This window comes from Paraburkholderia sp. CI3, from assembly GCF_050436505.1.
GTDB lineage: Bacteria > Pseudomonadota > Gammaproteobacteria > Burkholderiales > Burkholderiaceae > Paraburkholderia > Paraburkholderia tuberum.
In genome coordinates, this window is sequence record NZ_JBNDMI010000004.1 from 3,695,451 (window position 1) to 3,717,796 (window position 22,346).

Below are 22,346 nucleotides of genomic sequence, written 5' to 3' on the forward strand. Positions count from 1 at the left end.
AGGCGGTCAGCTCGCTGGACACAGGCGTGACTGGATGCGGCGACGTGCCGGTCCCGGCGCCAGGAACAAGTGGCAAACCGTCGAGACTTTGGGAGAACTCGCATGAACCAAGGCAGTGCACCATTCGATAGCCGGAACAACAACAGCGAACATGCGCCGGCAGGCTTCGCGAATTATCTGGATGCGCTGTACGACAATCGCAAGCTGATTGCCATCACGACGGCCATCGCGGTCGCGCTCGGCATCGCTTATTCGGTGTTCTCCCAACCCGTGTATCGCGCGGACATTCTGGTGCAGGTCGAGGAGAACGCGGGTACCTCGTCCAGGAGCGTGATCGGCGACGTGTCCGCGATGTTCGACGTGAAGACCGCGACGTCAGGCGAGGCACAGGTGATCGGCTCGCGCATGGTGGTGGGCCGCGCGGTCGACAAGCTCAATCTCGACATCGAAGCGGCGCCGCGCTACTTCCCGCTGTTCGGCCGCTGGCTCGCCCGTCATTCCGATCACCTTTCGACGCCGGGACCGCACGGCTACGTGTACGGCAACGAGCGCATCACGGTGTCGAAATTCGACGTCCCCGAAGAGCTATTCGACCGTCCGTTCGTGCTGAAGATGGGCGAGGGATCGAGCTACGAGCTGCAATACGGCAAGCTGAAGCTCGAAGGCACGGTCGGCCAACCGCTGAGCGCGACGACCAACTACGGCCCGCTCACGCTCGTCGTCGACCGGATCGAGGCGAATCCCGGCGCGACCTTCGAAGTGCGGCGCCAGTCCGCGCTGACGACGACCGAAAAGCTGCGCAAGGAACTGACGATCTCGGAAAAAGGCAAGGAATCGGACATCCTCGGCGTGTCGCTCGAAGGCAGCGATCCGAAGAAGATCAGCGCGATTCTCGCGACCATCGCTGGCGAATACGTGAGCCAGAACCTGAAGCGCAAATCCGAGGAAGCGGAGCGTTCGATCCGTTTCCTTGAAATACAGCTTCCGGAAATGCGCCAGCAGCTTTCCGCTTCGGAAACGCGCTTCAACGACTTCCGCGCGAAGCATGGCACCGTCGATCTCGGCGAGGAAGCGACCAACCTGCTGCAACTGTCGGTTCAGGCGCAGACGCGGCTCGCGGAACTTCAACAGAAGCGCAATGAACTGCTGACGCGCTTCACCGACCAGCATCCGGCCGTGCAGTCGGTCAACGCGCAGTTGCATGCGGCGCAACAGGAAGCGAAAGATCTCGCGAGCCGGACGCAATCGCTGCCGCCGCTCGAACAGAACGTGCTGCGCCTGCAGCGCGACGTGCAGGTCGGCACCGAGCTCGATACGTCGCTGCGCAATACGCTCGAACAGCTGAAGCTGATCAAGGCGGGTAAGTCCGGCAACGTGCGCATCGTCGACGGCGCCGTCGCGCCCGATACGCCGGTGCGGCCCAAGCCGCTGCTGATCATCATCGGCGCGCTGATGCTGGGCGTGTTCGTCGGCGCGGTGATCGCGCTCGTGCGTCAGCGTCTGTTCGACGCGATCGACGATCCGTACGAAGTCGAGCTGCGCACCGGTTTACCGGTCTACGCGAGCGTGCCGTTCAGCCGTCAGGAAGAGCGGTTCGCGCACAGCCGTCGCCGTCCGGAATCGAAGGCGCTCGTGCTTGCGGGCGAAGCGGTGATCGATCCGGCCATCGAAAGTCTGCGCGGCTTTCGCACCGCGCTCGAATTCACGATGACCAAGGCGCGCAACCATATCGTGCTGATCACGGGCCCGACGCCGGGCATCGGCAAGTCGTTCGTGTCGCTGAATCTCGCCGCGGTAATCGGCGCGACCGGCAAGCGCGTCCTGCTGATCGACGGCGACCTGCGTCGCGGCTTCCTGCATCGGCATCTCGGCGGCGATCGCGGTCCCGGCCTCACCGATCTGATCCAGGGCGCGCACCGTCCCGAAGAGCTGATTCGCGCGACCCGTTTCCAGGGTGTCGACTTCATCGCGAGTGGCCGCCAGGTTGCGAGTCCGAGCGACGTGCTGTCGAACACACGGCTCGAAGCGGTGCTGCGCCAGGTCGCGACCGGCTACGACGTCGTGCTGCTCGACGGACCGCCGGTGCTGCTCGCCGCGGATGCGGTCCGGCTCGCCTGCGTGGCAGGTACGACGTTCTTCGTCGCGCGTCAGGGTGTCACGGGCATCGGCGAGCTGCGTGAGTCGGTCCGCCAGATGCAGAAGGTCGGCCTGCCGGTGCGCGGCGTGATCATGAACGGACTGCGGATGCGGCCGGGACGCTACAGCTACGGCTACGGACGCTATCGCTACGCGGCCTACATCTATAAACCGTACGACAGATAAGCCCGGGCGCCTGGTTCGCGACGCGCCCGCGGTGCGGGGCGTCGCGCCCGACTGGACCGATCAGAACAGCAACATGGCAATGCGAAGGGATCTTACGGCCGCGCCTGCCGAGCGCATACCGTACAGGCAAGGGACTACCCGGATGAAACAGCTATTTGTCACGCCTTTTCTGCCTCAGAAAAACGCGCCGCAAGCTGGCCACCGTTTGGCCTACGACTACCTGATCAAACTGAGCGCGGAATCTGAGCTCGACGTGCTGATCGTGTCGCGCGTGCCGGTCGACGAAAAAGCCATCGAGTTTCGCGCGAACGTGCGCAACGTGTACATCCAGTACGTGAGCCGGTTCGACCTGATTCCGTCGTTCCTCGCGAATCCGCTGACTTTTTCACCGCGCCTGTTCTCGCGCTATAAGCCCGCGATCGGCAAGTTCCTCTGCGAGCTCGTCGACAGGAACCGATACGACACCGTGCGGCTCGAGTTCTCGCAATGCTTTGCGTATGCCCAGAATCTGCGCGAGCGTTTCCACGACCGCGTCAAGATCGTGATGTGCGCGCATGACTTGCAGATCCAGGTCATATTGCGCGTCAAGTCCATCGAAGGATGGCTGTTCACCCGGCAGACCTTCATGCTCGAGCAGCGTCTGCTGAAGCTGGCCGACAAGGTGCTCGTGCTGTCCAGCAAGGACGCGCAGCTGATCAACGGCCTGTACCCCGGGGTCGGCACGTTGCAGGTCGTGCCGATCTCACTGCCGGCGTTTCTGAAGGAAGTGCGGCGCTCGAAAGACACGGTCGAGAAAGGCAATATCCTGTTCTGGGGGGCGATGCAACGCCGTGAAAACGAAGAGGCGCTGCTCAATTTCGTCGACGCGATTTTTCTGCCGCTGCGCCGGCGCGGCCTGCAACTGAAGCTGATCGTGGTCGGCTCCGATCCGAGCGACCGCGTAAAGCGCCTGAACGGCGACGATATTTGCGTGACCGGCTTCGTCGAAAATCCGGGCAAGTACTTCGAGTCCGCCGATATCGGCGTGGTGCCGCTGCTGTCGGGCGCCGGCGTCAAGCTGAAGACGCTCGAAATGCTCGCGGCGAAACTGCCGGTCGTCTCGACGCCGCTCGGCGCGGAAGGCGTCGAGCACGACGGCACCTTGCTCAACGTCTGCGAAATCGATGAGTTCCAGGACGTGATCGAGCGCATCTACCGCGGTGATCCGGTCAACGTCAACGCCTCCGTGGCGTATCAGGCCTGACGCCATGATCGCAACCATCGCCTATCTGCTGGCCGTCGTGCTGTGTGCCTCGCGCGGCGTGCTCGAGTATCTGATCGGCAAGGACGCCGCCTATCTGATCCAGGTCGGCGGTATCGTCGGGCTGCTCGTGTGGTACATCTCGCCGACGGCGATCGCCGCTTACTTCCGCGACGAAGGGCGCCTGTCGTTCGGCTTCCTCGTGGGCATGCTGTTCTCGACCGGGCTGTCGATCGTCGCGACGCTCGCGCTCACCGGTGAGTTCGGGCCGTCCTATCTGTTCGTCTTCATCTTCACGCTGTTCATCTACTTCTACGCGATCTCGAACTATCAGAGGCGCTTCGTGCAGCCGCGCGTCGCCTATGCGGGGCTCGTGCTGATCGCGCTGATCGAGGCGGGTGTCGCGCTCGCGCAGCAGCAGAACGTCTTCCCGATCGATCTGCCCGGCGCGACGTACGGCTTCGACAATCTGCGCGCGCCGTCGCTGACCGGCAGCTATCTGCACTACCCGCTGTTCGTCGCGATTGCCGCGTCGCTGTGCGGCGTCGACTATCTGGTGCGCAAGAACGTGCTGTCGGGCCTCGCGTGCGCGGTGCTCAGCTTCGCGATTTTCTCGGCGCTGTCGCGCAGCGGCATGCTGATCATTCTCGGCACGTTCGGGCTCGCGTTCCTGCAGGCGCCGATCCAGTTCATCACGAGAAACGCGAAACTGATCGTTGCCACCGTGTTCGCGACGATGGCGATCATGATCTTCGGCGTCGCGGTGAGCAGTCAGAACGATAGTGTCGTCAACGTCGGCACCGAACGGATGATAGGCGCGACCGATCTGCAATCGGACGGCAACGACGGCCGCACCGAAGCATGGGAAAAGGCCAAGTCGCTCGTATTGCCGGTCAACGTGATCGCCGGCACGTACTTTGGGCTCGTCACGAACTCGGCACCCGAGCCGGTGAAACAGGAGTTCGGCGTCGTCGAATCGAGCGTGCTGCAGCAGATTCTGAATATCGGCCTGATGGGCGCGATCTTCTATTACGGCGTGCTGATATCGGTGACGAAACTCGCGAGCAGCGCGAGCCGGATTTCGTTGTGCATGTGGGCGGCTTTATTTCAGACGCTCTTCTATCAATCGATCGAAGTGATTCCGTTTGTCTTCATCCTGATGACATTGCCAGTGTTCGATTACGTGGGCGGACCGCGTCCAGACAGCACGTAGCGAACCAGAAGGCAGTGCGCTCCAGATCGTCTGCATCGCGCGGACGAGCAGTGGGTAGTCGGTAGTGCGCGCGAACAGCGCGAAGCAAGGTGCAAGAACCAGAAAGCCGTGTTTGGGGGTAATTCCACGAACACCAGATGTAAAGCAGGAGGTGGGGATGAACCTGAAGGGAATGTTTAGCGTGGTGATCGTCAATTACAACACGCCAAAACTGGTCGGAAATTGCGTGCGCTCCGTACTAGAACTTTCGATTGCGGATAAGGAGGACATCGTCGTGGTGGACAACGCTTCACCCGACAATTCGTTTTCCTATCTGAGGGAGACGCTTCCGACGGGAGTGAGGCTCGTCAAAACGTCGATCAATCGCGGCTTCGGAGCCGGCGTCAATTTTGGCATGGTCGGTTGTCTGCGCGAACTCGTGCTCGTGCTGAACCCGGACACCTATTTCGTCGATACATCGCTCGAAAACGCGGTGCAGTTGTTCAGAACGGAGAAGGATGTCGGCCTCGTCGGTCTCGATCTGGTCTATCCGGATGGCGAGCGGCAGTTTTCCGCGCGGCGCTTTTATTCGGTGCTCGACATACTCGGCCGTCGTTCGCCGCTCGGGCGGCTCGGCGCGTTCAAGCGCCGCATCGACAACCACATGATGCGCGAAGCGTGGGCCGCGGGCACGCCGTTCGAGGCCGACTGGGTGCTGGGCACGGGCTTTATCGTGCGGCGCGCGCTATTCGGCGAACTCGGCGGCATGGACGAGCACTTCTTTCTCTATATGGAGGACGTCGATTTTTGCGCGCGCATCTGGCAGGCGGGCTACCGCGTGCTGTGCGTGCCGGGCGCGCGACTCACGCACGAGCATCAGCGTGCGTCGGCAGCGGGCTTCCTGAGCAAGGCGGGGCGCCGGCATATGAACAGCTTGTGGCGTTTCAGCCGCAAGTATCGTGTGCCGCTGTTCAGACCGCCAGGCGTGCAGGGCCTGAGTCGCAGCGCGAAGGCGCGTGCGGTGCCGGTCCCCATGACCGTGAGCACGCGTCCGGCGGCCGCCGAGCAGGGGCAAAGTATCACGGTGGACTGATGCCTGTCGATGTCTCGACGTGAAAAAAGAACGGAGTAACGCAATGGGGGAAGGCTAGATGAAAACCCGGCGACAGGCGCTCAAGACGTTCCTGCTCGGCGGCCTGGCCGGGGCCAGTGCAAGCACAGCCGATTTGGGCATCGCGCGCGCGACGGGGCACGCGCTGCGCGAGCGCGGCGCGTTCGCGAGTATGGGTAACGGCGCGGGCGACGGCGCCGGCGGCATCCTGCGCGTCGCCGCGTCCGTGCCCGAGCGTGCCGCATCGGAACCGGTTGCGCCGAGCTATCTGAAGACGCTCAGCGATATCGTCGCGGGACTCGAGGTCAGCGTCGCGCGCTTCGTCGATCCGCACCGGCTGGCGGCGATCCAGCGCGGCGCGTCCGGTTACGACTGCGGCGCTGAACTCAGGGAAGCGTTCGCGAGCGGTGCGCGCGGGTTGTATCTGCCGCGCGGCATCTGGCGTTACACCGGCGACCTGACCACCGCGAACGGCTCGAGACTGCGCGGCGACGGCGGCGGCGAATACGTGGTGATCACCGACATCGCGATGGCGGCGACCGTGCTGGAGAGACAGGACTCGGGCGGCCCGAGGTCGGCGGCGCTGACGCTGGGCGACTCGGCGTTCGTCGAGCATGTGCAGGTGCGGCCCGCGCATTACGACAAGGTCATCTACTACCTCGCCAACTATCCGGCGCACACCGGCAACACGGCGATCGGCATCCACTTCGGTACGTCGGCCGGGGCTAGTCGTTGCACGGCGATCGGTTTTTCGCGCGCGGGCTACGAACTCGGCGTCACCTCGACGCTCGAGCGCTGCTATGCGTACATGTGCGAGCGCGGCTTCTACGCGACCGAGCACACCGACGGCTCGCTGATCAATTGCATCGGCATGTTCTGCCATACGGCCGGCGCCGATATCGTCGACAACTTCTGGCAGGTGATCGGCGGACGCTGGGAATGGAACGCGCGACACGGCGTGATTCTCGGCGCGGAGTCGCTGATCGTCGGCGCGGTGTTCGATCGCAATGGGTTTGCCGGTGTCTATATGAAGAGCGGCAACTGGGGCAAGGTGGTGAACGGCAATTACTTCTCGCGCAACGGTTGCGGCGGCGACGGCAAGATCGGCCGCTGGAAATTCTCGACGCGCGGCCATCCGTCGTACCTCGATGTGCCGCCCGGTCAGAGTTGCCACATCCAGATCGATTACCAGCAGGGGGCGACGATCGTCGGCAATCGCTACCGTCCCGGCCAGGACGACGAGAACGCCGGCTGCGACGGCCCGCAGTTCGTGTACGGCAGTTCGACCGCGCCGGGCAGCACACCGCTCGACGGCATCACGATTCAGGGCAATTTCGGCGATCGCGCGGGTGACACGATCGTCGGTTACGCCAAGGCGTATCCGGGCGGCGGCGCGATCGCGGGCGGCAAGGACGCGAGCCTCGTGCATGCGCTGAATCTCGGCGTCGGCTACGAACGCGGCGGCGTCGCGGCGGCGCTGCATTGCGGAAACCAGACCGTGTCGCAGGAGACGACGCGCATCGCGATCAACGTGCTGCGCTCGACCTCGGGCCGCGTGGTGTTGCGCGCGGCCACACGCGGCCATGCTCTACTCGCCGAAATCCTGTTCGCAACAGACGCAACCGACTCCAACTACAAGACCGTGGTAAGCAATCTGATCGGCAATGCGGTGAAGAGCGCGGTGTTGAACGCAAATGGCGAAGACGATCGCTACAACAAGATCGATATCGCACTAAGTGAACCTTCTTTCGTGTCGTATTCCGTTTTTTCGACCTGAGTTTTAACCGCCTACTGCAAACAGGACGATTGTGTCGACGAGAAACGTCATCATCGCGCTGTATTCGGTGTACGCACTGAACTACGTGCTGCCGCTCGTTACGTTGCCGTATCTGTCGCACATACTTGGGCCGGCCGGGTTGGGCGTGATCGGTTACGCGCAATCGATTTCGCAGATTCTTCTCGTCATCGTCGACTTCGGCTTCGGCCTGTCGAGCGCGCGCAAGGTGGCGGTGCACATCGATAACCCGGAGGTCGTGAACCGCATCTACTGGTCGACCACGATCGGCCGGGCGATTCTCGCGTTGCTGTGCTCGCTGGTGCTGGTCGGCTGGGCCTTCGCCGCGCACATGTCGCCGCAGGAGCGCGGTGCGACGCTGCTGGGCTCGCTCGTGATCTGGGGCGGCGTGCTGACGCCCGGCTGCTTCTACGAAGGCACACAGCGCCTGCCGGTGCTCGCGGGCACGCTGCTCGCGACGCGCGTGGGTCTGCTGATTCCGCTGTTCCTGTTCGTGAGGACTCGCGACGACGTGATGCTCGCGGCCGCTCTGCAATATGCGCCGACCTTCGTGTGCGGCGTGATCCTGATGGGCGCGCTGATCTGGAAGCGCGAGATCCTGCTGACCGTGCGGGTCAGTTGGGCCGACGTGATGGCCGAGGCGAAAGAGGCGTATCACATCTTCCTCGGTTCGGCGCTGACGTCCGTGTACATGTACGCGAACGTGATCATGCTGCGCATGATCAGCGGCCCGGGCGCGGTCGGCTATTACGTGGCGGCCGAGCGACTCACCAACGCGCTACGCGCGTGCACGGCGCCGGCTATCCAGGCGTTCTTTCCGAAGATCTGCGTCGCTTACGAGCGCAACGATATCGCCTATATCCACAAGGTCAACCGCGGCTTCATGGTCGCGTTCGCGGCGTCGGCGGTGCTGATTCTGGTCGGCTTTACGGTGCTCGGCGAATGGTTCGTCGGACGTTTTCTCGGCGAGGCATTCGGCGAGACGTTCCGCATTTTGCGCATTCTCGTGTTCGTGCCGGCGATCGTCGGCATGACGACGACCCAGGTGATGCTGACGATCATCGCGTCGGGCAATCAGTCGTTGCTGAAGCGGATCTATATCTACGGCGCGCTGTTCCATCTGGTGCAGGCACCGATCAGCATCTACTTCTGGGGCGGTGTCGGCACCGCGTGCTCGGTGGCCGCCACCGAGCTGTTCATGCTGATCGGCGTGTACAACGTGTCGAGCCGAATCAATCACGGCCAGATCGCGGTGCGCGCGCAGACGACGATCAAGCAGGAGATGGCGGCGGAGAGAGATTAGCCGCGAGGATGGACAGCGGGATCGAATGGCCGCGGCGCGCGTCGTGAAGACTTTGCGCGTCGCGGCCTTTGCGTCAGCGCCGCGCGTTCGTTGCGCGCGTTCACTGCGAGTGCTTACTGCGCGGTAGACAGACTGGTTACTTTCGCGTTGCGCAGATACAGCACCGTCGACAGCACGACCGCCGCGGCAGCCGCGATCGCGGCAAACAGGAACACCGAGCCGTAACCGAACTCGCCGGCGATATACCCCGCCAGCGGCCCGGTAATGCCGAGCGACAGATCGAGAAACACCGAGTACGCGGACAGCGCTGCGCCGCGGCTCGCCGGCGGCACGAGCCCGACCGCCTCGACGCCGAGCGCCGGAAACACCAGCGCGAAGCCAAAGCCGGTCAGCGCGGCGCCCGCGAGCGCGATATGCGGCTCGGGCGCGAGCCACAGCATCAACAGACCCGCGCATTCGAACGAGAACGACGCGATTGCGACACGAAAGCCGCCGTAGGTCTTGATCGTGTTCGCGAACAGCAGGCGCGCGCCGATGAACAGCGTGCCGAACAGCGTCAGCGACAGCGCCGCATTCGGCCAGTGCTTCGCCGCATAGAACAGCGTGATGAAGGTCGCGATCGAACCGAAGCCGGCCGAGCCGAGCGCGAGACCCATACCGTGCGGCAGCACGCGCGTCAACACGCTGCGATACGACATCCGCTCGCCGTGCACGACCGGCACCGGCGCGATCAGACGCGCGAGGTAATAGCCGAGCCCCGCGAGCGCGATCACCAGAATGCCGAGCGCGGTAAAGCCGATCGAGCGCGAGATCATCACGCCGAGCGGTGCGCCGATCGCGAGTGCGCCGTAGGTCGCGATGCCGTTCCACGAAATCACGCGGGCGTTGTTGGAGGTGCCGACCCGGCCGATTCCCCACAGGATCGCGCCGGTGCCGCACAGGCTCTCGCCGAAACCGAGCACGAGCCGGCTGCACACGAGCAGTGCGAGGCTCAGCCCCGGCCAGCGACCGGTCAGCGCCGCGAGCAACAGCAGCACGCCGCTCGCGCCGCAGCCGAGCAGACCGATCGACACCGTGCGCTTCGGCCCGAGCGTATCGGCCGAGCGGCCCGCGAGCGGCCGCGACGCGAGCGTCGCGAGGTACTGCACGCTGATCGCCGCGCCGGCCAGCACCGCGCTGTAGCCGAGGTCGCCGTGCACATAACTGGGCAGCACCGCGAGCGGAATACCGATCGCGAGGTAGCAAAGAAAGGTGAAAAAGACGACCGGAATGATCTGCAGGGTCGTCGCAAATTCGCTGCGGGCGGACGCGGAGTCGGTGGACATCGGGAAAACGAGACTTGAATTCGGCGGGAAGGCGTGATTCTCCCATGGAACCGATTCCCTTGCAGGGTTTGCCTAAAAAATGGGACGAATCAATGGCGGGTCATATCGCGCGAACAATATGTCCCCCATGCGATTCAGGCTATGGGTTAGGTTTATTGACGGTGATAGCTTTCAAACCATCGACGCGGCGTGTCCGCGCGAACACGGAACAGACGAGAGCACCGAGACATGACCGAGCCGATTCGTTTCTATCACCGCAACGCGATCCGCGAAATCGAGGACGCGCCCGTCACCCGCACGGTGCTGCAGTATCTGCGCGAGGACGCGCATTGCACCGGCACCAAGGAGGGCTGCGCCGAAGGCGACTGCGGCGCCTGCACCGTCGTGATCGGTGAGCGCAATCCGGCGGGCGGCGTCGAGTTCAAGGCGGTCAACGCCTGCATCCAGTTCGTGCCGACCCTCGACGGCCGCGCGCTCTTCACGGTCGAAGACCTGCGCCAGCCGGACGGCTCGCTGCATCCGGTGCAGCAGGCGATGGTCGACTGCCACGGCTCGCAGTGCGGCTTCTGCACGCCGGGCTTCATCATGTCGATGTGGGCGCTCTATGAGAAGCACGGCTACGAGCATGGCTGCGCGAACCGCACGGTGCCGTCGCGCGAGGCGATCGGCAATGCGCTGACCGGCAACCTGTGCCGCTGCACCGGCTACCGGCCGATCGTCGACGCGGCCGAGCGCATGTTCGACGCGCCCGCGCCGCGAGCGCCAGTCGACGTAAAGGCGCTCGCCGACACGCTCGCGACGCTCGAACGCCGCGACACGTTTCAGTACGAGCACGCGGGCCAGCGCTTCGCCGCGCCGCGCACGGTCGCGGCGCTCGCGCGGATCAAACAGCAGGAACCGGCCGCGCGCCTGCTCGCGGGCAGCACCGACATCGGCCTGTGGGTCACCAAGCAGATGCGCGAGCTCGGCGACCTCGTCTACGTCGGACAGATCGCCGAGCTGCAAAAGCTCGGAACCAATGACGACTGGATCGAGATCGGCGCCGGCGTCAGCGTCGAAAAAGCGTATGCCGAGATCGCGAAGCAGTACCCGGAGCTGACCGAAATGTGGCAGCGCTTCGCGTCGCTGCCGATCCGCAACGCCGGCACGCTCGGCGGCAACATCGCGAACGGCTCGCCGATCGGCGATTCGATGCCGGGGCTGATCGCGCTCGGCGCGCGCGTGATCGTGCGAGGCGGCGACGTCGAGCGCGAGATGCCGCTCGAAGACCTGTACCTCGCGTATCAGAAGAAGGACATGGCCGGGCACGAGTTCGTCGTCGGCCTGAAGGTGCCCGCGCGCGGCGGTGCGCGCGCGAACCTGCGCTTTCGTACCTACAAGCTGTCGAAGCGCTTCGATTCGGATATCTCGGCCGTCTGCGCGGCGTTCTCGTTCATCGCCGACGGCGACGCGATCCGCGACCCGCGCATCGCGTTCGGCGGCATGGCCGCGACGCCGAAGCGCGCGCTCCAGGCCGAAGCCGTGCTGCGCGACGCCGAATGGCACGAGGCGACCGCGCAGGCCGCGATGCTCGCGCTCGGCACTGACTACGCGCCGCTCACCGACATGCGCGCGAGCAGCGACTACCGCCTCGAAGCGGCGAAGAACACGCTGTACCGCTTCTGGCTCGAAACGCGCGCGCGGCAGCCGCTGCCGAAGAGCGCGCTCGACGTGCGCGCGGTCGCGCCGGCCGGCGCGAGCGCCTGAGCGCCGCGCGTTCAAGGATACGGAGAACACAACCATGAACCAGCAAGCCGAACCGTTCCTGAAAGAGGTTCAGGAACTCGACGACTTCACCCAGGTGCACGTGTCGCGTCCGCACGAGTCCGCGCATCTGCACGTAAGCGGCCGCGCGACCTACACCGACGACATTCCCGAGCTGGCCGGCACGCTGCACGCGGCGCTGGGGCTGTCGTCGAAGGCGCACGCGAAGATCGTCTCGATCGCGCTCGACAAGGTGCGCGCGACGCCCGGCGTCGTCGCGGTCTTCACCGCCGACGACATCCCCGGCGTCAACGACGTCGGCCCGATCGTTCATGGCGACGATCCGATCCTCGCCGACGGCGTCGTGCAATACGTCGGCCAGCCGATGCTGATCGTGGTCGCGACGTCGCACGAGGTGGCGCGTCTCGGCGCACGGCGCGCCGAGGTGGTCTACGAGGAACTGCCGGCGGTGCTGAGCGCGCAGCAGGCGCGCGCCGCGAACCAGTTCGTGCTGCCGCCGATGAAGCTCGCGCGCGGCGACGCCGGCACGAAGATCGCGCGTGCCGCGCATCGCGAGGCCGGTGAGATGTGGCTCGGCGGCCAGGAGCAGTTCTATCTGGAAGGGCAGATCTCGTACGCGGTGCCGAAGGACGACGACGGCATGCACGTCTACTGCTCGACCCAGCATCCGACCGAAATGCAGCACCTCGTCGCGCACACCTTGGGCGTTGCATCGCATAACGTATTGATCGAATGCCGGCGCATGGGTGGCGGTTTCGGCGGCAAGGAATCGCAGTCGGCGCTGTTCGCGTGCTGCGCCGCGCTCGCCGCGTGGAAGCTGCTGTGCCCGGTCAAGCTGCGCCCGGATCGCGACGACGACATGATGGTGACCGGCAAGCGCCACGATTTCCACTACACGTACGAAGTCGGCTACGACGCAGAGGGCGTGATCGAAGGCGTCGCGGTCGACATGACCTCGCGCTGCGGCTTTTCCGCCGACCTGTCGGGCCCGGTGATGACGCGCGCGCTGTGCCACTTCGACAACGCGTACTGGCTGTCGGACGTCTCGATCGACGGCTTCTGCGGCAAGACCAACACGCAGTCGAACACGGCGTTTCGCGGCTTCGGCGGCCCGCAGGGCGCGTTCGCGATCGAGTACATCCTCGACAACGTCGCGCGCTCGTGCGGCATCGATGCGCTCGACGTGCGCCGCCGCAATCTCTACGGCAAGACCGAGCGCAACCAGACGCCGTACGGCCAGGTGGTCGAAGACAACGTGATTCACGAGCTGATCGACGAGCTCGAAGCGACCAGCGACTATCGCGCGCGCCGCAAGGAGATCGACGCATTCAACGCCAACAGCGAGATCCTGAAGAAGGGCCTGGCACTCACGCCGGTCAAGTTCGGCATCGCGTTCAACGTCACGCACTTCAACCAGGCCGGCGCGCTCGTGCATATCTACACCGACGGCTCGGTGCTCGTGAACCACGGCGGCACCGAAATGGGCCAGGGGCTGAACACGAAGGTCGCGCAGGTCGTCGCGCATGAACTCGGCGTCGGTTTCAACCGGATTCGGGTGACCGCGACCGATACCAGCAAGGTCGCCAATACGTCTGCCACGGCCGCGTCGACCGGGTCCGACCTGAACGGCAAAGCCGCGCAGGACGCCGCGCGCCAGTTGCGCGAGCGGCTCGCCGCGTTCGCGGCCGAGCGCTTCGGCGCGGGCAGCGTGAACCCGCGGGACGTGCGCTTCGCGCATGATCGCGTGATAGTCGGCGAGGTCGCCGTGCGGTTCGAGGAAGTGGTCGCGAAGGCTTATCTCGCGCGCATCCAGTTGTGGTCCGACGGCTTCTACGCGACACCGAAGCTCTACTGGGATCAGTCGAAGCTGCAAGGACGGCCGTTCTACTACTACTCGTATGGCGCGGCGGTATCGGAAGTCGTGATCGACACGCTGACCGGCGAAATGCGCGTGCTGCGCGCCGATGCGCTGCACGACGTCGGCGCCTCGCTGAATCCGGCGCTCGACGTCGGCCAGGTGGAAGGCGCGTTCATTCAGGGCATGGGCTGGCTCACCACCGAGGAGCTGTGGTGGGACGCGGACGGCAAGCTGATGACGCACGCGCCTTCGACGTACAAGATCCCGACCGTCAACGACGTGCCGCCGGTTTTTAATGTCAGGCTGTTCAGGAACCGTAACGCGGAGGACAGCATCCATCGTTCGAAAGCGACCGGCGAGCCGCCGCTGCTGCTGCCGTTCTCGGTGTTTTTCGCGGTGCGCGACGCGGTGTCGGCGGTCGGCGGCCATCAGGTCAATCCGCCGCTCAATGCGCCCGCGACCAGCGAGGAAATCCTGAAAGCGGTCGGCGCGGTGCGGGCCGCGACGGCGGCCGCGCGGCAGGCGTGATGGCGACTGGCAAACGAGTTGGGAGCGCAATATGGAAGCACGCCTGAATTATTGTCCGGGCGGGACCGGGTCCGAGCTTGCGCCGCGGCCGGCGCCGATGCATATCGTGCTGTTCGGCGCGGGACACGTCGGCCATGCGCTCGCGCATCTGCTTGGCAGCCTGCCGTGCGTGGTCCAGTGGGTCGACGAACGCGACGAGCTGTTCCCCGACGAAACGCCGCCCAACGTGCAGGTCGAAGCGACCGACACGCCCGAGGCGATCGTCGACGCGGCGCCGCCCGGCGCGTGGTTTCTGGTGATGACGCACAACCATGCGCTCGATTTTTCGCTGGCCTCGCGCATCATGCGACGGCGTGATTTCAGCTACTTCGGCATGATCGGCTCGAACACGAAGCGCGTGAAGTTCGAGCGGCGACTGCTCGAACGAGGCGTGGAGTTGGAGCGGCTCGCGCAGATGACCTGCCCGATCGGCGTCGAGGGGATCGTCGACAAGGCGCCCGCCGCGATCGCGATTGCGGTGTGCGCGCAACTGCTGCGATTGAGGACACGGCAGGCCGCGACGGTTCATGCTTTGGGGCAGGCCGCGAACCACGTCCGCGCAACGGAGCAGATCACGGTTTAGGCCATACGGCGCAACGGGGGCTTGCGCGCGACCAGCTCACCCGACACCTCGGACATCAACGTCCTCAGCCAGCCGATATCGCTCGGCCGATCCGGCTGCGGATGCCACAACTGATAGCAGCGGATGCGCGGAAACGCGATCGGCACGTCGACGACCGCGAGCGGCAACATGCTCGCGTAGTGCATCGCGAAACGCCGCGTCGTCGTGAAGATCAGATCCGATTGCAGAAGCGTCTGCGCGACGAGCCCGAAGTAGGGCAGCGTCGCGACGATGCGCCGGCTCGCCTTCGCCCGCGCGAAGCCGGTATCGATCGCGCCGCCGCGCGCGCCGCTGTAGGGTGTCGGCGCGAGATGCGGCGCGGCCAGATAGGCTTCGCGGGTGAGCGGCTCGTGTGTCAGCGGATGGTCCGCGCGCATCATGCACACGACGGTATCGGCGAACAGGTCGCCGCGCTCGAAGCGCGGATCGGGCTTCGGCCAGTTGCCGATCACCAGATCGAGTTCGCCGGCGTCGAGCGCGGCCGAATGATCGAGCAGCGGCCCCAGCGATTCGATTTCGAGCCGCGCATGCGGCGCCGCTTCGCGAAACCGCGCGATCACGGTCGGCATGAAGAAGTCGTTCAGATAGTCGGGCGCGGCGACGCGAAAAGTGCGGCGCGAGCGGCCCGGGTCGAAATCGCCATGCGGCGTCGCGACGAAATCGACATCGCGCAACACGCGCTGCGCGGCCGCGAGCAGCGACTCGCCGTATTCGGTCGGCACCATGCCCGACTTGCCGCGCACCAGAATCGGATCGCCGAGCGTTTCGCGCAGCTTGCGCAGCGCGGTGCTGATCGCGGGCTGGGTCTGGTTCAGCCGCAACGCGGTCTGCGTGACGCTGCGCTCGACGAGCAGCGTGCGCAGCACGCGCACGAGCCAGATATCGAGTGAGGCGGCGGTGTCGTCCATGATCGAAGCGTGGCGGCGCGGGCGCTGCCGATGAACTCGCCGCGCGGCGCGCGCGTGGGGTGCGAAAGCTTAACCTTAGGCCCGTTTGCGCTTCGGCGGCATAGCGGGCACGGTATGGCCGGTATCAGCGCGACGCCTGCCGGCATCGATTCGTTCGGGCCGAAGCCGCAACCAGGGCGCGGCCCGCAGCGGCCGCCGTGTTATGCCGGTGTTGGTTCGTCCGGCAGCCCCCACGGCAGCGAACTGATCCGCTTCACCTCGCGCGATTCGAGCCAGTTCGGCGTGCGCGCGCAGTACAGCACCATCGGCAGCGCGTCCTCGCCCCAGAACAGCTGATCGTTCAGACGAAACGTCGGCACGCCATAGACGCCGAGTTCGACCGCATCGGCGGTATTGCGCTGCAATTGCGCCTTCACGGCTTCGTCCTGGATCAGTTCCGGGCCGTCCGGCTTGCCGACGCGCTCGCACAGCTCGGCGAACGCTTCGTCGCTCGACGGATCGCGCCCCTCGCGCCAGATGAAGCGGAAAATCTCGCGCACGAATTGCACGTCGCCGTTCGCGGCGGTCGCGAGCAGCAGCGGCTTCATCGAATCGAACGGATGGGCGGGCGGCATTTTGTACGGAATGCCGAGCTGCTCCGCGCGAAACAGCGCGTGCCGGTACATGAAGGTGCGCTTGGCGGGCACGCTGTACGCGGAGCGCTGGCCCCAGTGGCAATACAGATCGTTCAGCACGACCGGCGTGAACGCGAAGTCGAAGCCGGGCCATTTGTCGTATTGCTCGAGCAGCAAGTAGGTGAACGGCGAGACGAAATCGTAAAACCACTGCCGCTGTTGGGCGTCGATGCCAACGGTCATAAATTTCTCCCGGATTGCCTGGTGTCGGACGACGCGGAGGGTGCGTCCGTTATCTGATCAAAATTGTAGCGATCTTACGCGGTGCGGTCCCGGCTTGCACCGGTCGATATCCCCTGGTGGCGGGAGATGGGCGTAGGTTCCGGCGGTGTCGCCAGGGGCGCTCAGCCTTTGACTTTTTCGGCCGCCTGCTCGTCGGCCTCGTCCAGCCCGCCCTGCGTGTCGCGGCTTTCCGTGAGCCGCCGCCGCACGAAGCCGATGTGCTCGCGCAGCACGTAGAACTGGTCCGCGTACGCGAGCGGCATCTTCATGCCGTTGACCGAGTCTTCGATCGCGTCGAGCCGCTCGATCAGCGACGCGCGTTCGGCCGACGAATGTTCGCCGAGCGCGCTGCGCTCGATCGCGATCAGCGCGCCGTACCAGCGATAGATGCGCGATTTGACGCGCCACGCGTACAACCCGGGCACGACGCGCAGCGCCGGCACCAGCAGCACGATCAGCGGCACGATGATCACCAGCAGGCGGTCCGCGAGACTCGCGATCCAGAACGGCAGCGTTCGGTACAGGAAGCTCTTGCCCGACTTGTAGTAGCGCGCGGCGTCGTCGGAAAGCGGGAAGTCGTGCGCGAGCGGGGCGGGGAATTCGCCGGCGCGCTGCATCGTCGTCGCGCCGCCATGCACCTCGCGCGCGGCTTCGATCAGCAGATCGGACAGCGCCGGATGCAGCGAATCGCGCGCGATCAGCTCGGCGGTCGGCGCGACGATGCTGATCGAGTTCGCCGGCAGGTTCTTGCCGAGGTCGAAGGCGCCCATCGGCACCTTCAGCTGCGTCAGGTACGGAAAGCGGCGCGTGTACGCGTCGGCCTGCGAAAAATCGTAGAAGCGCACGTTCTGCGTGCGGTAGAGCTTGCCCATCACGGCCGGCTGCGCCGAGTCGCCCGCGAGGAAGGTCGCGTCGATCGTGCCGTCGATCAGCGCGTCGGCGGCGGCGTCGCCCGTTAGCGGCAGCAATTGGGTCGGACCGCCCGGCACGATGCCGTTGGCCTTCAGCAGCGCGAGCGCGAGCTCGCGCGTGCCGCTGCCCTCGGGGCCGATCGCGAGGCGTTCGCCCTTGAACCCGGACAGCCAGTCGACGGGGGCGCCGCGGTAGAAGATCGCGAGCGGCACGTAAGCGACGCTGCCGAGCGACATCAGGCTTTTGTCCTTGTCGAGCCCGGCGGGCGCGATGCCGCTCTGCACGAAGCCGACGTCGACGTCCGCGTTCGGGTCCAACAGCCGCTTCAGATTTTCCTGCGAGCCCTGCGAGGCCAGCACGTTCAGCGTGATGCGATTGCGCGCAAGGATCGTCTTGTACTTCTGCGCGGCGATCCAGAAGGTGCTGCCGACGGGACCGGCGCTAATCGTCAGCGTATTCGGCGGGGCGGGTTGGATCAGCCGCACGGCGGCCCAGATTGCGACGATCACGAGCAGCACGAGCGGGCCGAACGAGACCGCCAGGTCGCGCCACGAGATGGCGACAAAACGGGCGACGAGATGGGTAGGGCGGGTGCGGCCGGTGTCAGGCTTCATCGGATCATCTGAAAGCGGCGGTCGATCGGGCTCGAATGCGCGAAGGCGGCTTGGGCGGCGCGCGCCAGCACGCGTCGCGCCGATGGTACCTGAGATTGGCGCGGCCGCGAAACGCGTAGCCGCCCGTCACGCCGACAAACGCGTAACAAATGGTGAGCACCGCGGTGGATGCCGGCATGAGCGCTGGCATGATGCCCGTGCAAATTCTTGCGCGACCACGGAGCGTGTCTGCTTCTATCCGGCACGCATGACGCACCCGCTGTCGGCGCGCCACGCCGCGCGCTAAATCCTTTGCGCTTCTGTGCCGGCTAGATTAAATTGTGCATCGCTACCGCGATCCAGCGTTTGCGGCGCGACCCCGGCAAGACGGACAAGAACCGGGTGCGTCGGCGGACTTCGCGGTTTGCCGATTGCCGGTTACCGGTAATCAGCCTCTCTCGCCTCTTGCACATCGTGTCACAGCCGTTGATGGCCGTCGCTCACGCGCGCGTTCGCGCGATGACGGCCGCCCGTAGTCGTAACGATGCCGCTTGTTCATGCGGTCCAATGTGAAACCAAGGAGAAGAGAGCTATGAAGACGGTCGGTTTTCTGAAAGCACTGGGTCCGGTTGTGGCGATGGTGGTGGCGTGCAACGTCTACGCCCAAAACGCTCCGGCAACCGATACGGCGTCGGCGGCAGCCGCCGTCAAGGCCGGCAAGGCAGCGAATCACGAACTTGGCCGTAAGGTGCGCCACGCGCTGACGAAGACCCAGGGTCTCGACGTGTCGCACATCGCCGTGCGCGCACGCGGCGGCGCAGTGACGCTGACCGGCTCGGTGCCGACCGAGGGACAGATCGATGCGGCCGGCGAAGCCGCCAAGGGTGTCGACGGCGTAACGTCAGTGTCGAACAAGCTCAAAGTGGTGCAGCAGTAAGCGGTACGCGTGCGCGCGGCGCCGCAAGGCCCGCGTCGCGCGGTGGTGCGCAGCGGCTTGGTGCATGGGCGCCGTCACCGGCGTCGCGTAGACGGTTTGACGCCGCGCTTGCATCGCGTCGCGAGGTCTATCTATCAACCTGGAGGCTCCGGCATGATCGCCGGAGCTTTTTTTTCGCCGCCGGTTTTATGGCGTGGCACTCGCGAGGTTTGCGGGACCGCAGCAATGCGGCTTGCCGCACGCACAGGTCCTGATGGAGGCGCGGCCGTCGCGGATTCGTGCGCTGCGACACATTACCGACGCATCGCGAGGCGTACTGTGACCAGGAGGGAAGGGGGAGCCAAGGTCATGGAAACCATGCTGTTTCGCTATATCGATCTGCCGATCGGCGATCGCGCGGCATTCGAACTGGTGTGCGCGCGACACGGTTTCGCGCCCGCGCATTTCGACATCAGCGCGAGCGCGGCACCCGGTGAGCCGGCGCACGAGCGGGTCGTCACCGTGCGGCGCGGCAGCTGGTCACAGTCGTATTACGACCGCCACGGTCAGTGGGTCAGGCAGTTCGAGGCGGATCTGACCTGCCGGTTTTTCAAATAGACACGGGTTGCGGTGTGCGCGCTTGACGCGTCTTCAGCGCCTCACGACAACACCAGCCGCACGCCGACCAGCGTCAGCGTCGCGGCGAGCAGATTGCGCAGCAGCGCGTCCGGCGCGCGCGAGGCCAGATAGCTGCCGATCGCGATGCCGGGCAGCGATCCCACCAGCAGCGACAGCAGCATCGACCAGTCGATCGAGCCGAGCAGCCAATGTCCGGCGCCCGCGAGCAAGGTCAGCGGCACCGCGTGCGCGATGTCGGAGCCGACGATGCGCGTCGTCGGCAGCATCGGATACAGCAGCATCAACACCGTCACGCCAATCGCACCCGCGCCCACCGACGTCAACGACACCAGCACGCCGAGGGTCGCGCCGGTCAGCATGGTCAGCGCGAGCGTGCGTGCCTGGCTCGGCGCGCGTTGCCTGCGCGCGCCGAGCGCCGCGAGCTGCGGACGGAACACCAGCGCGATCGCGGTAATCAGCAGCGCCGCGCCGAGCACGACCTGGATCAGCCGGCCCGCGCCAGGCGTATCCATTCCATAGCGATGCAGCAGGATCAGCGTGACGGTCGCCGCGGGCACGCTGCCGGCCGCGAGGCGCAGCGTGACCTGCCAGTCGACCGAGCCCTTCAGCCCGTGCACCAGCGTGCCGGTCGCCTTGGTGGCGGCCGCGTACAGCAGGTCGGTGCCGACCGCGGTGGCAGGGTGCACCTTGAACAGCAGGACGAGGATCGGCGTCATCAGCGAGCCGCCGCCGACGCCCGTCAGCCCGACCAGAAAGCCGACGAACAGGCCGGAGACGGAGTACAGCAGATCGATGTGGGGTAGAGCCATTGAACGGACAGCTGACGCAGCGCGGGTGAAGGGTTGGGGCGGCAAGGCCGGCGTACGCGCCGGGGCGGGTGGGTGCGGTGCGCTGCACGGCCGCGTCGGCCGGCGCCTCAGCGGCGAAAGGCACTATTGTCGCAAAACTGCCGCGCCGGCGTGCGGCACTTGTTCAGGGGGAGCGCGTCGCGGCTGGCAGCGGGCTGCGTTCGGCGTGTACGGCGCTGATGTGCCGCATGGCGTGTGAGGTGCCGCTCAGAGCGCGCGGCGGATTTCGACGACGCCGAACGCCGCGAGCGTGAAGCCGACCACGCGATCGATCGCGACGCGTAGCCTGCTGCCGATCGCATGACGCGCGAGCGACACCATGGTCACCAGACAGCACCACCACGCGATCGAGCCGGCGAACACACCGCCGACCGTCGTCAGCGCGATGGCCGGCGAGAACGCGCCGCGTGGCGCGAGCGTCGTGAATAGCGCCGCGAACATGATGACGGTTTGCGGATTGGTCAGCGTCAACAGCAGCGCGCTCGCGTACGCACGCAGCGCGCCGGCGCGGCCGATCTGCGCGAGCTTGCCGTTGCCGTTGCCATTGCCGTCGGCGGTTTGAGCGGGCGGCTTCTGCAGCAGCGCGCGCACGCCGAGATACAGCAGGAACAGGCCCGCGAGCAGATGCAGCGGGCGGTCGTACGCGAGCATGAACTGCGAAATGCCGACGAGGCCGAGCGCCGCGATCAGCCCGTAGGCCGCGTCGCCGCTGGCGATGCCGAAGCCGATCGCGAGTCCCGCGCGCGGACCGCCGCTCAGCGTTCGGCGGATGCACAGCATGCCCATCGGGCCGACCGGCGCGGCGATCGCGAGGCCGACGCCGGCGGCCGTGAAAAACAGACTGGTGGTGGACATGGGCAGGTTCTCGAGCGTTGTTCTGGTTGGGGCGGTCGCCTGCGGGCAGCCGGCGCACCCGCCAGCATAGCCAGACCGGAAATCGCAGGCAAGGGCGGGGATGGGTGAGACTCGACGCGCGATGGCTCGCTTCAGCGCATCGGCCAGCATGGCGATGAAAGCTAACATCGCCGCGCTCGCTTACAACGGCTTTTTTGTCAGAAAAACAAAAATGCCGCTCAGTTGCTCAACTGAACGGCATTGCGGCTCAATGCCGCTTTTTTGTTTGGCCGTGATATCGGGAAAAATTCGCCTAAAAATGAGATGGCCAGAGCAATCGTTAATATCTGTCAATGAAGTTTTGTCTCAAATTAAAATCATTGACCGTGGCCCCGTTTAGATGCTTAATTCGCCGGGTGTTTTCTGGAAAATCAAAAGAGGTCAAATGGGACAACAGAAACAGGCAGGTGCCGTGGGCGAGGAAGAGTGCCAGGTTTGTCGTGTCACCTATTCAATATACTCAAACTTCCCGCCAATGCCGTCTGCAATGGCGATGAACGTCGAAACTGGCGAATGGTTTCCGCAGGATAGGCTTCGGTCGTATTCGACCGGTTACGAAATGGCCGACGCCCTGGGTTATGCATGGGCGTGCGATTGCCGCGGTCGCACGGCAGCCTCAGCGCTCACGTCGAAAATTCGCA

The 22,346-nt window shown here is 65.3% G+C and carries 18 protein-coding genes; 12 read left to right on the top strand and 6 right to left on the bottom strand.

The annotated features are described in order from the left end of the window. The first annotated feature begins 102 nt into the window (after nt 1-102). The 6 genes from OKW29_RS38470 (at nt 103) to OKW29_RS38495 (ending at nt 8,963) form a co-directional block, all read left to right on the top strand. A complete protein-coding gene (locus tag OKW29_RS38470; RefSeq protein ID WP_429294560.1) occupies nt 103-2,322 on the top strand; it encodes a GNVR domain-containing protein in 2,220 nt (739 codons plus the stop codon). 142 nt (nt 2,323-2,464) lie between these two features. Then, the gene (locus OKW29_RS38475; RefSeq protein ID WP_429294561.1) at nt 2,465-3,565 is read left to right on the top strand and encodes a glycosyltransferase; all 1,101 of its coding nucleotides are present in this window, start codon (nt 2,465-2,467) and stop codon (nt 3,563-3,565) included. Between the two features lie 4 nt (nt 3,566-3,569). After that, nucleotides 3,570-4,775, top strand: coding sequence for a hypothetical protein (locus OKW29_RS38480; RefSeq protein ID WP_187627357.1), 1,206 nt, complete (start codon nt 3,570-3,572; stop codon nt 4,773-4,775). 157 nt (nt 4,776-4,932) lie between these two features. Beyond that, nucleotides 4,933-5,847 carry a glycosyltransferase family 2 protein gene (locus tag OKW29_RS38485; protein WP_429294562.1) on the top strand — a complete coding sequence of 305 codons (915 nt, stop codon included), beginning with the start codon at nt 4,933-4,935 and terminating at the stop codon, nt 5,845-5,847. 58 nt (nt 5,848-5,905) lie between these two features. Further along, on the top strand, nt 5,906-7,642 hold the full coding sequence (locus OKW29_RS38490) for a hypothetical protein (RefSeq protein WP_429294563.1): 1,737 nt from the start codon (nt 5,906-5,908) through the stop codon (nt 7,640-7,642). 31 nt (nt 7,643-7,673) lie between these two features. Beyond that, a complete protein-coding gene (locus OKW29_RS38495) occupies nt 7,674-8,963 on the top strand; it encodes an oligosaccharide flippase family protein (protein ID WP_429294564.1) in 1,290 nt (429 codons plus the stop codon). A gap of 113 nt (nt 8,964-9,076) precedes the next feature. On the opposite strand, the gene OKW29_RS38500 is transcribed toward OKW29_RS38495, so the two are convergent. Further along, entirely contained in the window at nt 9,077-10,288 is a 1,212-nt protein-coding gene (locus tag OKW29_RS38500; RefSeq protein ID WP_429294565.1) for an MFS transporter, read from the bottom strand. Nucleotides 10,289-10,516: 228 nt separating this feature from the next. Between OKW29_RS38500 and xdhA the strand changes: the two genes are divergently transcribed. From xdhA to xdhC, 3 genes are read left to right on the top strand one after another with little or no spacing between them, the layout of a single operon-like run. Further along, nucleotides 10,517-12,034, top strand: coding sequence for a xanthine dehydrogenase small subunit (gene xdhA / locus OKW29_RS38505; protein WP_429294566.1), 1,518 nt, complete (start codon nt 10,517-10,519; stop codon nt 12,032-12,034). 34 nt (nt 12,035-12,068) lie between these two features. Next, nucleotides 12,069-14,438 (top strand): xanthine dehydrogenase molybdopterin binding subunit, encoded by a 2,370-nt coding sequence (gene xdhB / locus OKW29_RS38510; protein WP_429294567.1) that lies wholly within the window; start codon nt 12,069-12,071, stop codon nt 14,436-14,438. Nucleotides 14,439-14,469: 31 nt separating this feature from the next. Beyond that, entirely contained in the window at nt 14,470-15,060 is a 591-nt protein-coding gene (xdhC, locus tag OKW29_RS38515) for a xanthine dehydrogenase accessory protein XdhC (protein ID WP_429294568.1), read from the top strand. On the opposite strand, the gene OKW29_RS38520 is transcribed toward xdhC, so the two are convergent. The 3 genes from OKW29_RS38520 to OKW29_RS38530 all read right to left on the bottom strand — a co-directional run bounded on the left by OKW29_RS38520 (nt 15,057) and on the right by OKW29_RS38530 (nt 18,429). Further along, nucleotides 15,057-16,007: a LysR family transcriptional regulator gene (locus OKW29_RS38520; protein WP_429294569.1), complete on the bottom strand. Its 951-nt coding sequence runs from the start codon at nt 16,005-16,007 to the stop codon at nt 15,057-15,059. The two genes, xdhC and OKW29_RS38520, sit on opposite strands and share 4 nt — an antisense overlap. A 200-nt stretch (nt 16,008-16,207) precedes the next feature. Beyond that, nucleotides 16,208-16,864 (bottom strand): 2-hydroxychromene-2-carboxylate isomerase, encoded by a 657-nt coding sequence (locus OKW29_RS38525; RefSeq protein ID WP_429294570.1) that lies wholly within the window; start codon nt 16,862-16,864, stop codon nt 16,208-16,210. Nucleotides 16,865-17,025: 161 nt separating this feature from the next. After that, nucleotides 17,026-18,429, bottom strand: coding sequence for a TAXI family TRAP transporter solute-binding subunit (locus OKW29_RS38530; RefSeq protein WP_429294571.1), 1,404 nt, complete (start codon nt 18,427-18,429; stop codon nt 17,026-17,028). 571 nt (nt 18,430-19,000) lie between these two features. Between OKW29_RS38530 and OKW29_RS38535 the strand changes: the two genes are divergently transcribed. Beyond that, nucleotides 19,001-19,345: a BON domain-containing protein gene (locus OKW29_RS38535; protein ID WP_184074227.1), complete on the top strand. Its 345-nt coding sequence runs from the start codon at nt 19,001-19,003 to the stop codon at nt 19,343-19,345. A 348-nt stretch (nt 19,346-19,693) separates the two neighbouring features. Beyond that, entirely contained in the window at nt 19,694-19,942 is a 249-nt protein-coding gene (locus OKW29_RS38540) for a hypothetical protein (RefSeq protein ID WP_429294572.1), read from the top strand. Between the two features lie 41 nt (nt 19,943-19,983). Here the strand turns inward: OKW29_RS38540 and OKW29_RS38545 are convergent, their stop codons facing one another. Both OKW29_RS38545 and OKW29_RS38550 read right to left on the bottom strand, forming a co-directional pair. Beyond that, nucleotides 19,984-20,772 (bottom strand): sulfite exporter TauE/SafE family protein, encoded by a 789-nt coding sequence (locus OKW29_RS38545; protein WP_429294573.1) that lies wholly within the window; start codon nt 20,770-20,772, stop codon nt 19,984-19,986. Between the two features lie 246 nt (nt 20,773-21,018). Further along, nucleotides 21,019-21,666: a LysE family translocator gene (locus OKW29_RS38550; RefSeq protein ID WP_429294574.1), complete on the bottom strand. Its 648-nt coding sequence runs from the start codon at nt 21,664-21,666 to the stop codon at nt 21,019-21,021. A 121-nt stretch (nt 21,667-21,787) separates the two neighbouring features. Between OKW29_RS38550 and OKW29_RS38555 the strand changes: the two genes are divergently transcribed. Beyond that, nucleotides 21,788-22,045 carry a hypothetical protein gene (locus tag OKW29_RS38555; protein ID WP_429294575.1) on the top strand — a complete coding sequence of 86 codons (258 nt, stop codon included), beginning with the start codon at nt 21,788-21,790 and terminating at the stop codon, nt 22,043-22,045. Nucleotides 22,046-22,346 lie beyond the last annotated feature (301 nt).

Excerpts from the sequence above, each read along its gene's own strand:
- OKW29_RS38470 (WP_429294560.1), top strand. The coding sequence starts at position 103 with ATGAACCAAGGCAGTGCACCATTCGATAGCCGGAACAACAACAGCGAA.
- OKW29_RS38475 (WP_429294561.1), top strand. The coding sequence starts at position 2,465 with ATGAAACAGCTATTTGTCACGCCTTTTCTGCCTCAGAAAAACGCGCCG.
- OKW29_RS38480 (WP_187627357.1), top strand. The coding sequence starts at position 3,570 with ATGATCGCAACCATCGCCTATCTGCTGGCCGTCGTGCTGTGTGCCTCG.
- OKW29_RS38485 (WP_429294562.1), top strand. The coding sequence starts at position 4,933 with ATGAACCTGAAGGGAATGTTTAGCGTGGTGATCGTCAATTACAACACG.
- OKW29_RS38490 (WP_429294563.1), top strand. The coding sequence starts at position 5,906 with ATGAAAACCCGGCGACAGGCGCTCAAGACGTTCCTGCTCGGCGGCCTG.
- OKW29_RS38500 (WP_429294565.1), bottom strand. The coding sequence starts at position 10,288 with ATGTCCACCGACTCCGCGTCCGCCCGCAGCGAATTTGCGACGACCCTG.
- xdhA (WP_429294566.1), top strand. The coding sequence starts at position 10,517 with ATGACCGAGCCGATTCGTTTCTATCACCGCAACGCGATCCGCGAAATC.
- xdhB (WP_429294567.1), top strand. The coding sequence starts at position 12,069 with ATGAACCAGCAAGCCGAACCGTTCCTGAAAGAGGTTCAGGAACTCGAC.
- xdhC (WP_429294568.1), top strand. The coding sequence starts at position 14,470 with ATGGAAGCACGCCTGAATTATTGTCCGGGCGGGACCGGGTCCGAGCTT.
- OKW29_RS38520 (WP_429294569.1), bottom strand. The coding sequence starts at position 16,007 with ATGGACGACACCGCCGCCTCACTCGATATCTGGCTCGTGCGCGTGCTG.
- OKW29_RS38525 (WP_429294570.1), bottom strand. The coding sequence starts at position 16,864 with ATGACCGTTGGCATCGACGCCCAACAGCGGCAGTGGTTTTACGATTTC.
- OKW29_RS38530 (WP_429294571.1), bottom strand. The coding sequence starts at position 18,429 with ATGAAGCCTGACACCGGCCGCACCCGCCCTACCCATCTCGTCGCCCGT.
- OKW29_RS38535 (WP_184074227.1), top strand. The coding sequence starts at position 19,001 with ATGAAGACGGTCGGTTTTCTGAAAGCACTGGGTCCGGTTGTGGCGATG.
- OKW29_RS38540 (WP_429294572.1), top strand. The coding sequence starts at position 19,694 with ATGGAAACCATGCTGTTTCGCTATATCGATCTGCCGATCGGCGATCGC.
- OKW29_RS38545 (WP_429294573.1), bottom strand. The coding sequence starts at position 20,772 with ATGGCTCTACCCCACATCGATCTGCTGTACTCCGTCTCCGGCCTGTTC.
- OKW29_RS38550 (WP_429294574.1), bottom strand. The coding sequence starts at position 21,666 with ATGTCCACCACCAGTCTGTTTTTCACGGCCGCCGGCGTCGGCCTCGCG.
- OKW29_RS38555 (WP_429294575.1), top strand. The coding sequence starts at position 21,788 with ATGGCTCGCTTCAGCGCATCGGCCAGCATGGCGATGAAAGCTAACATC.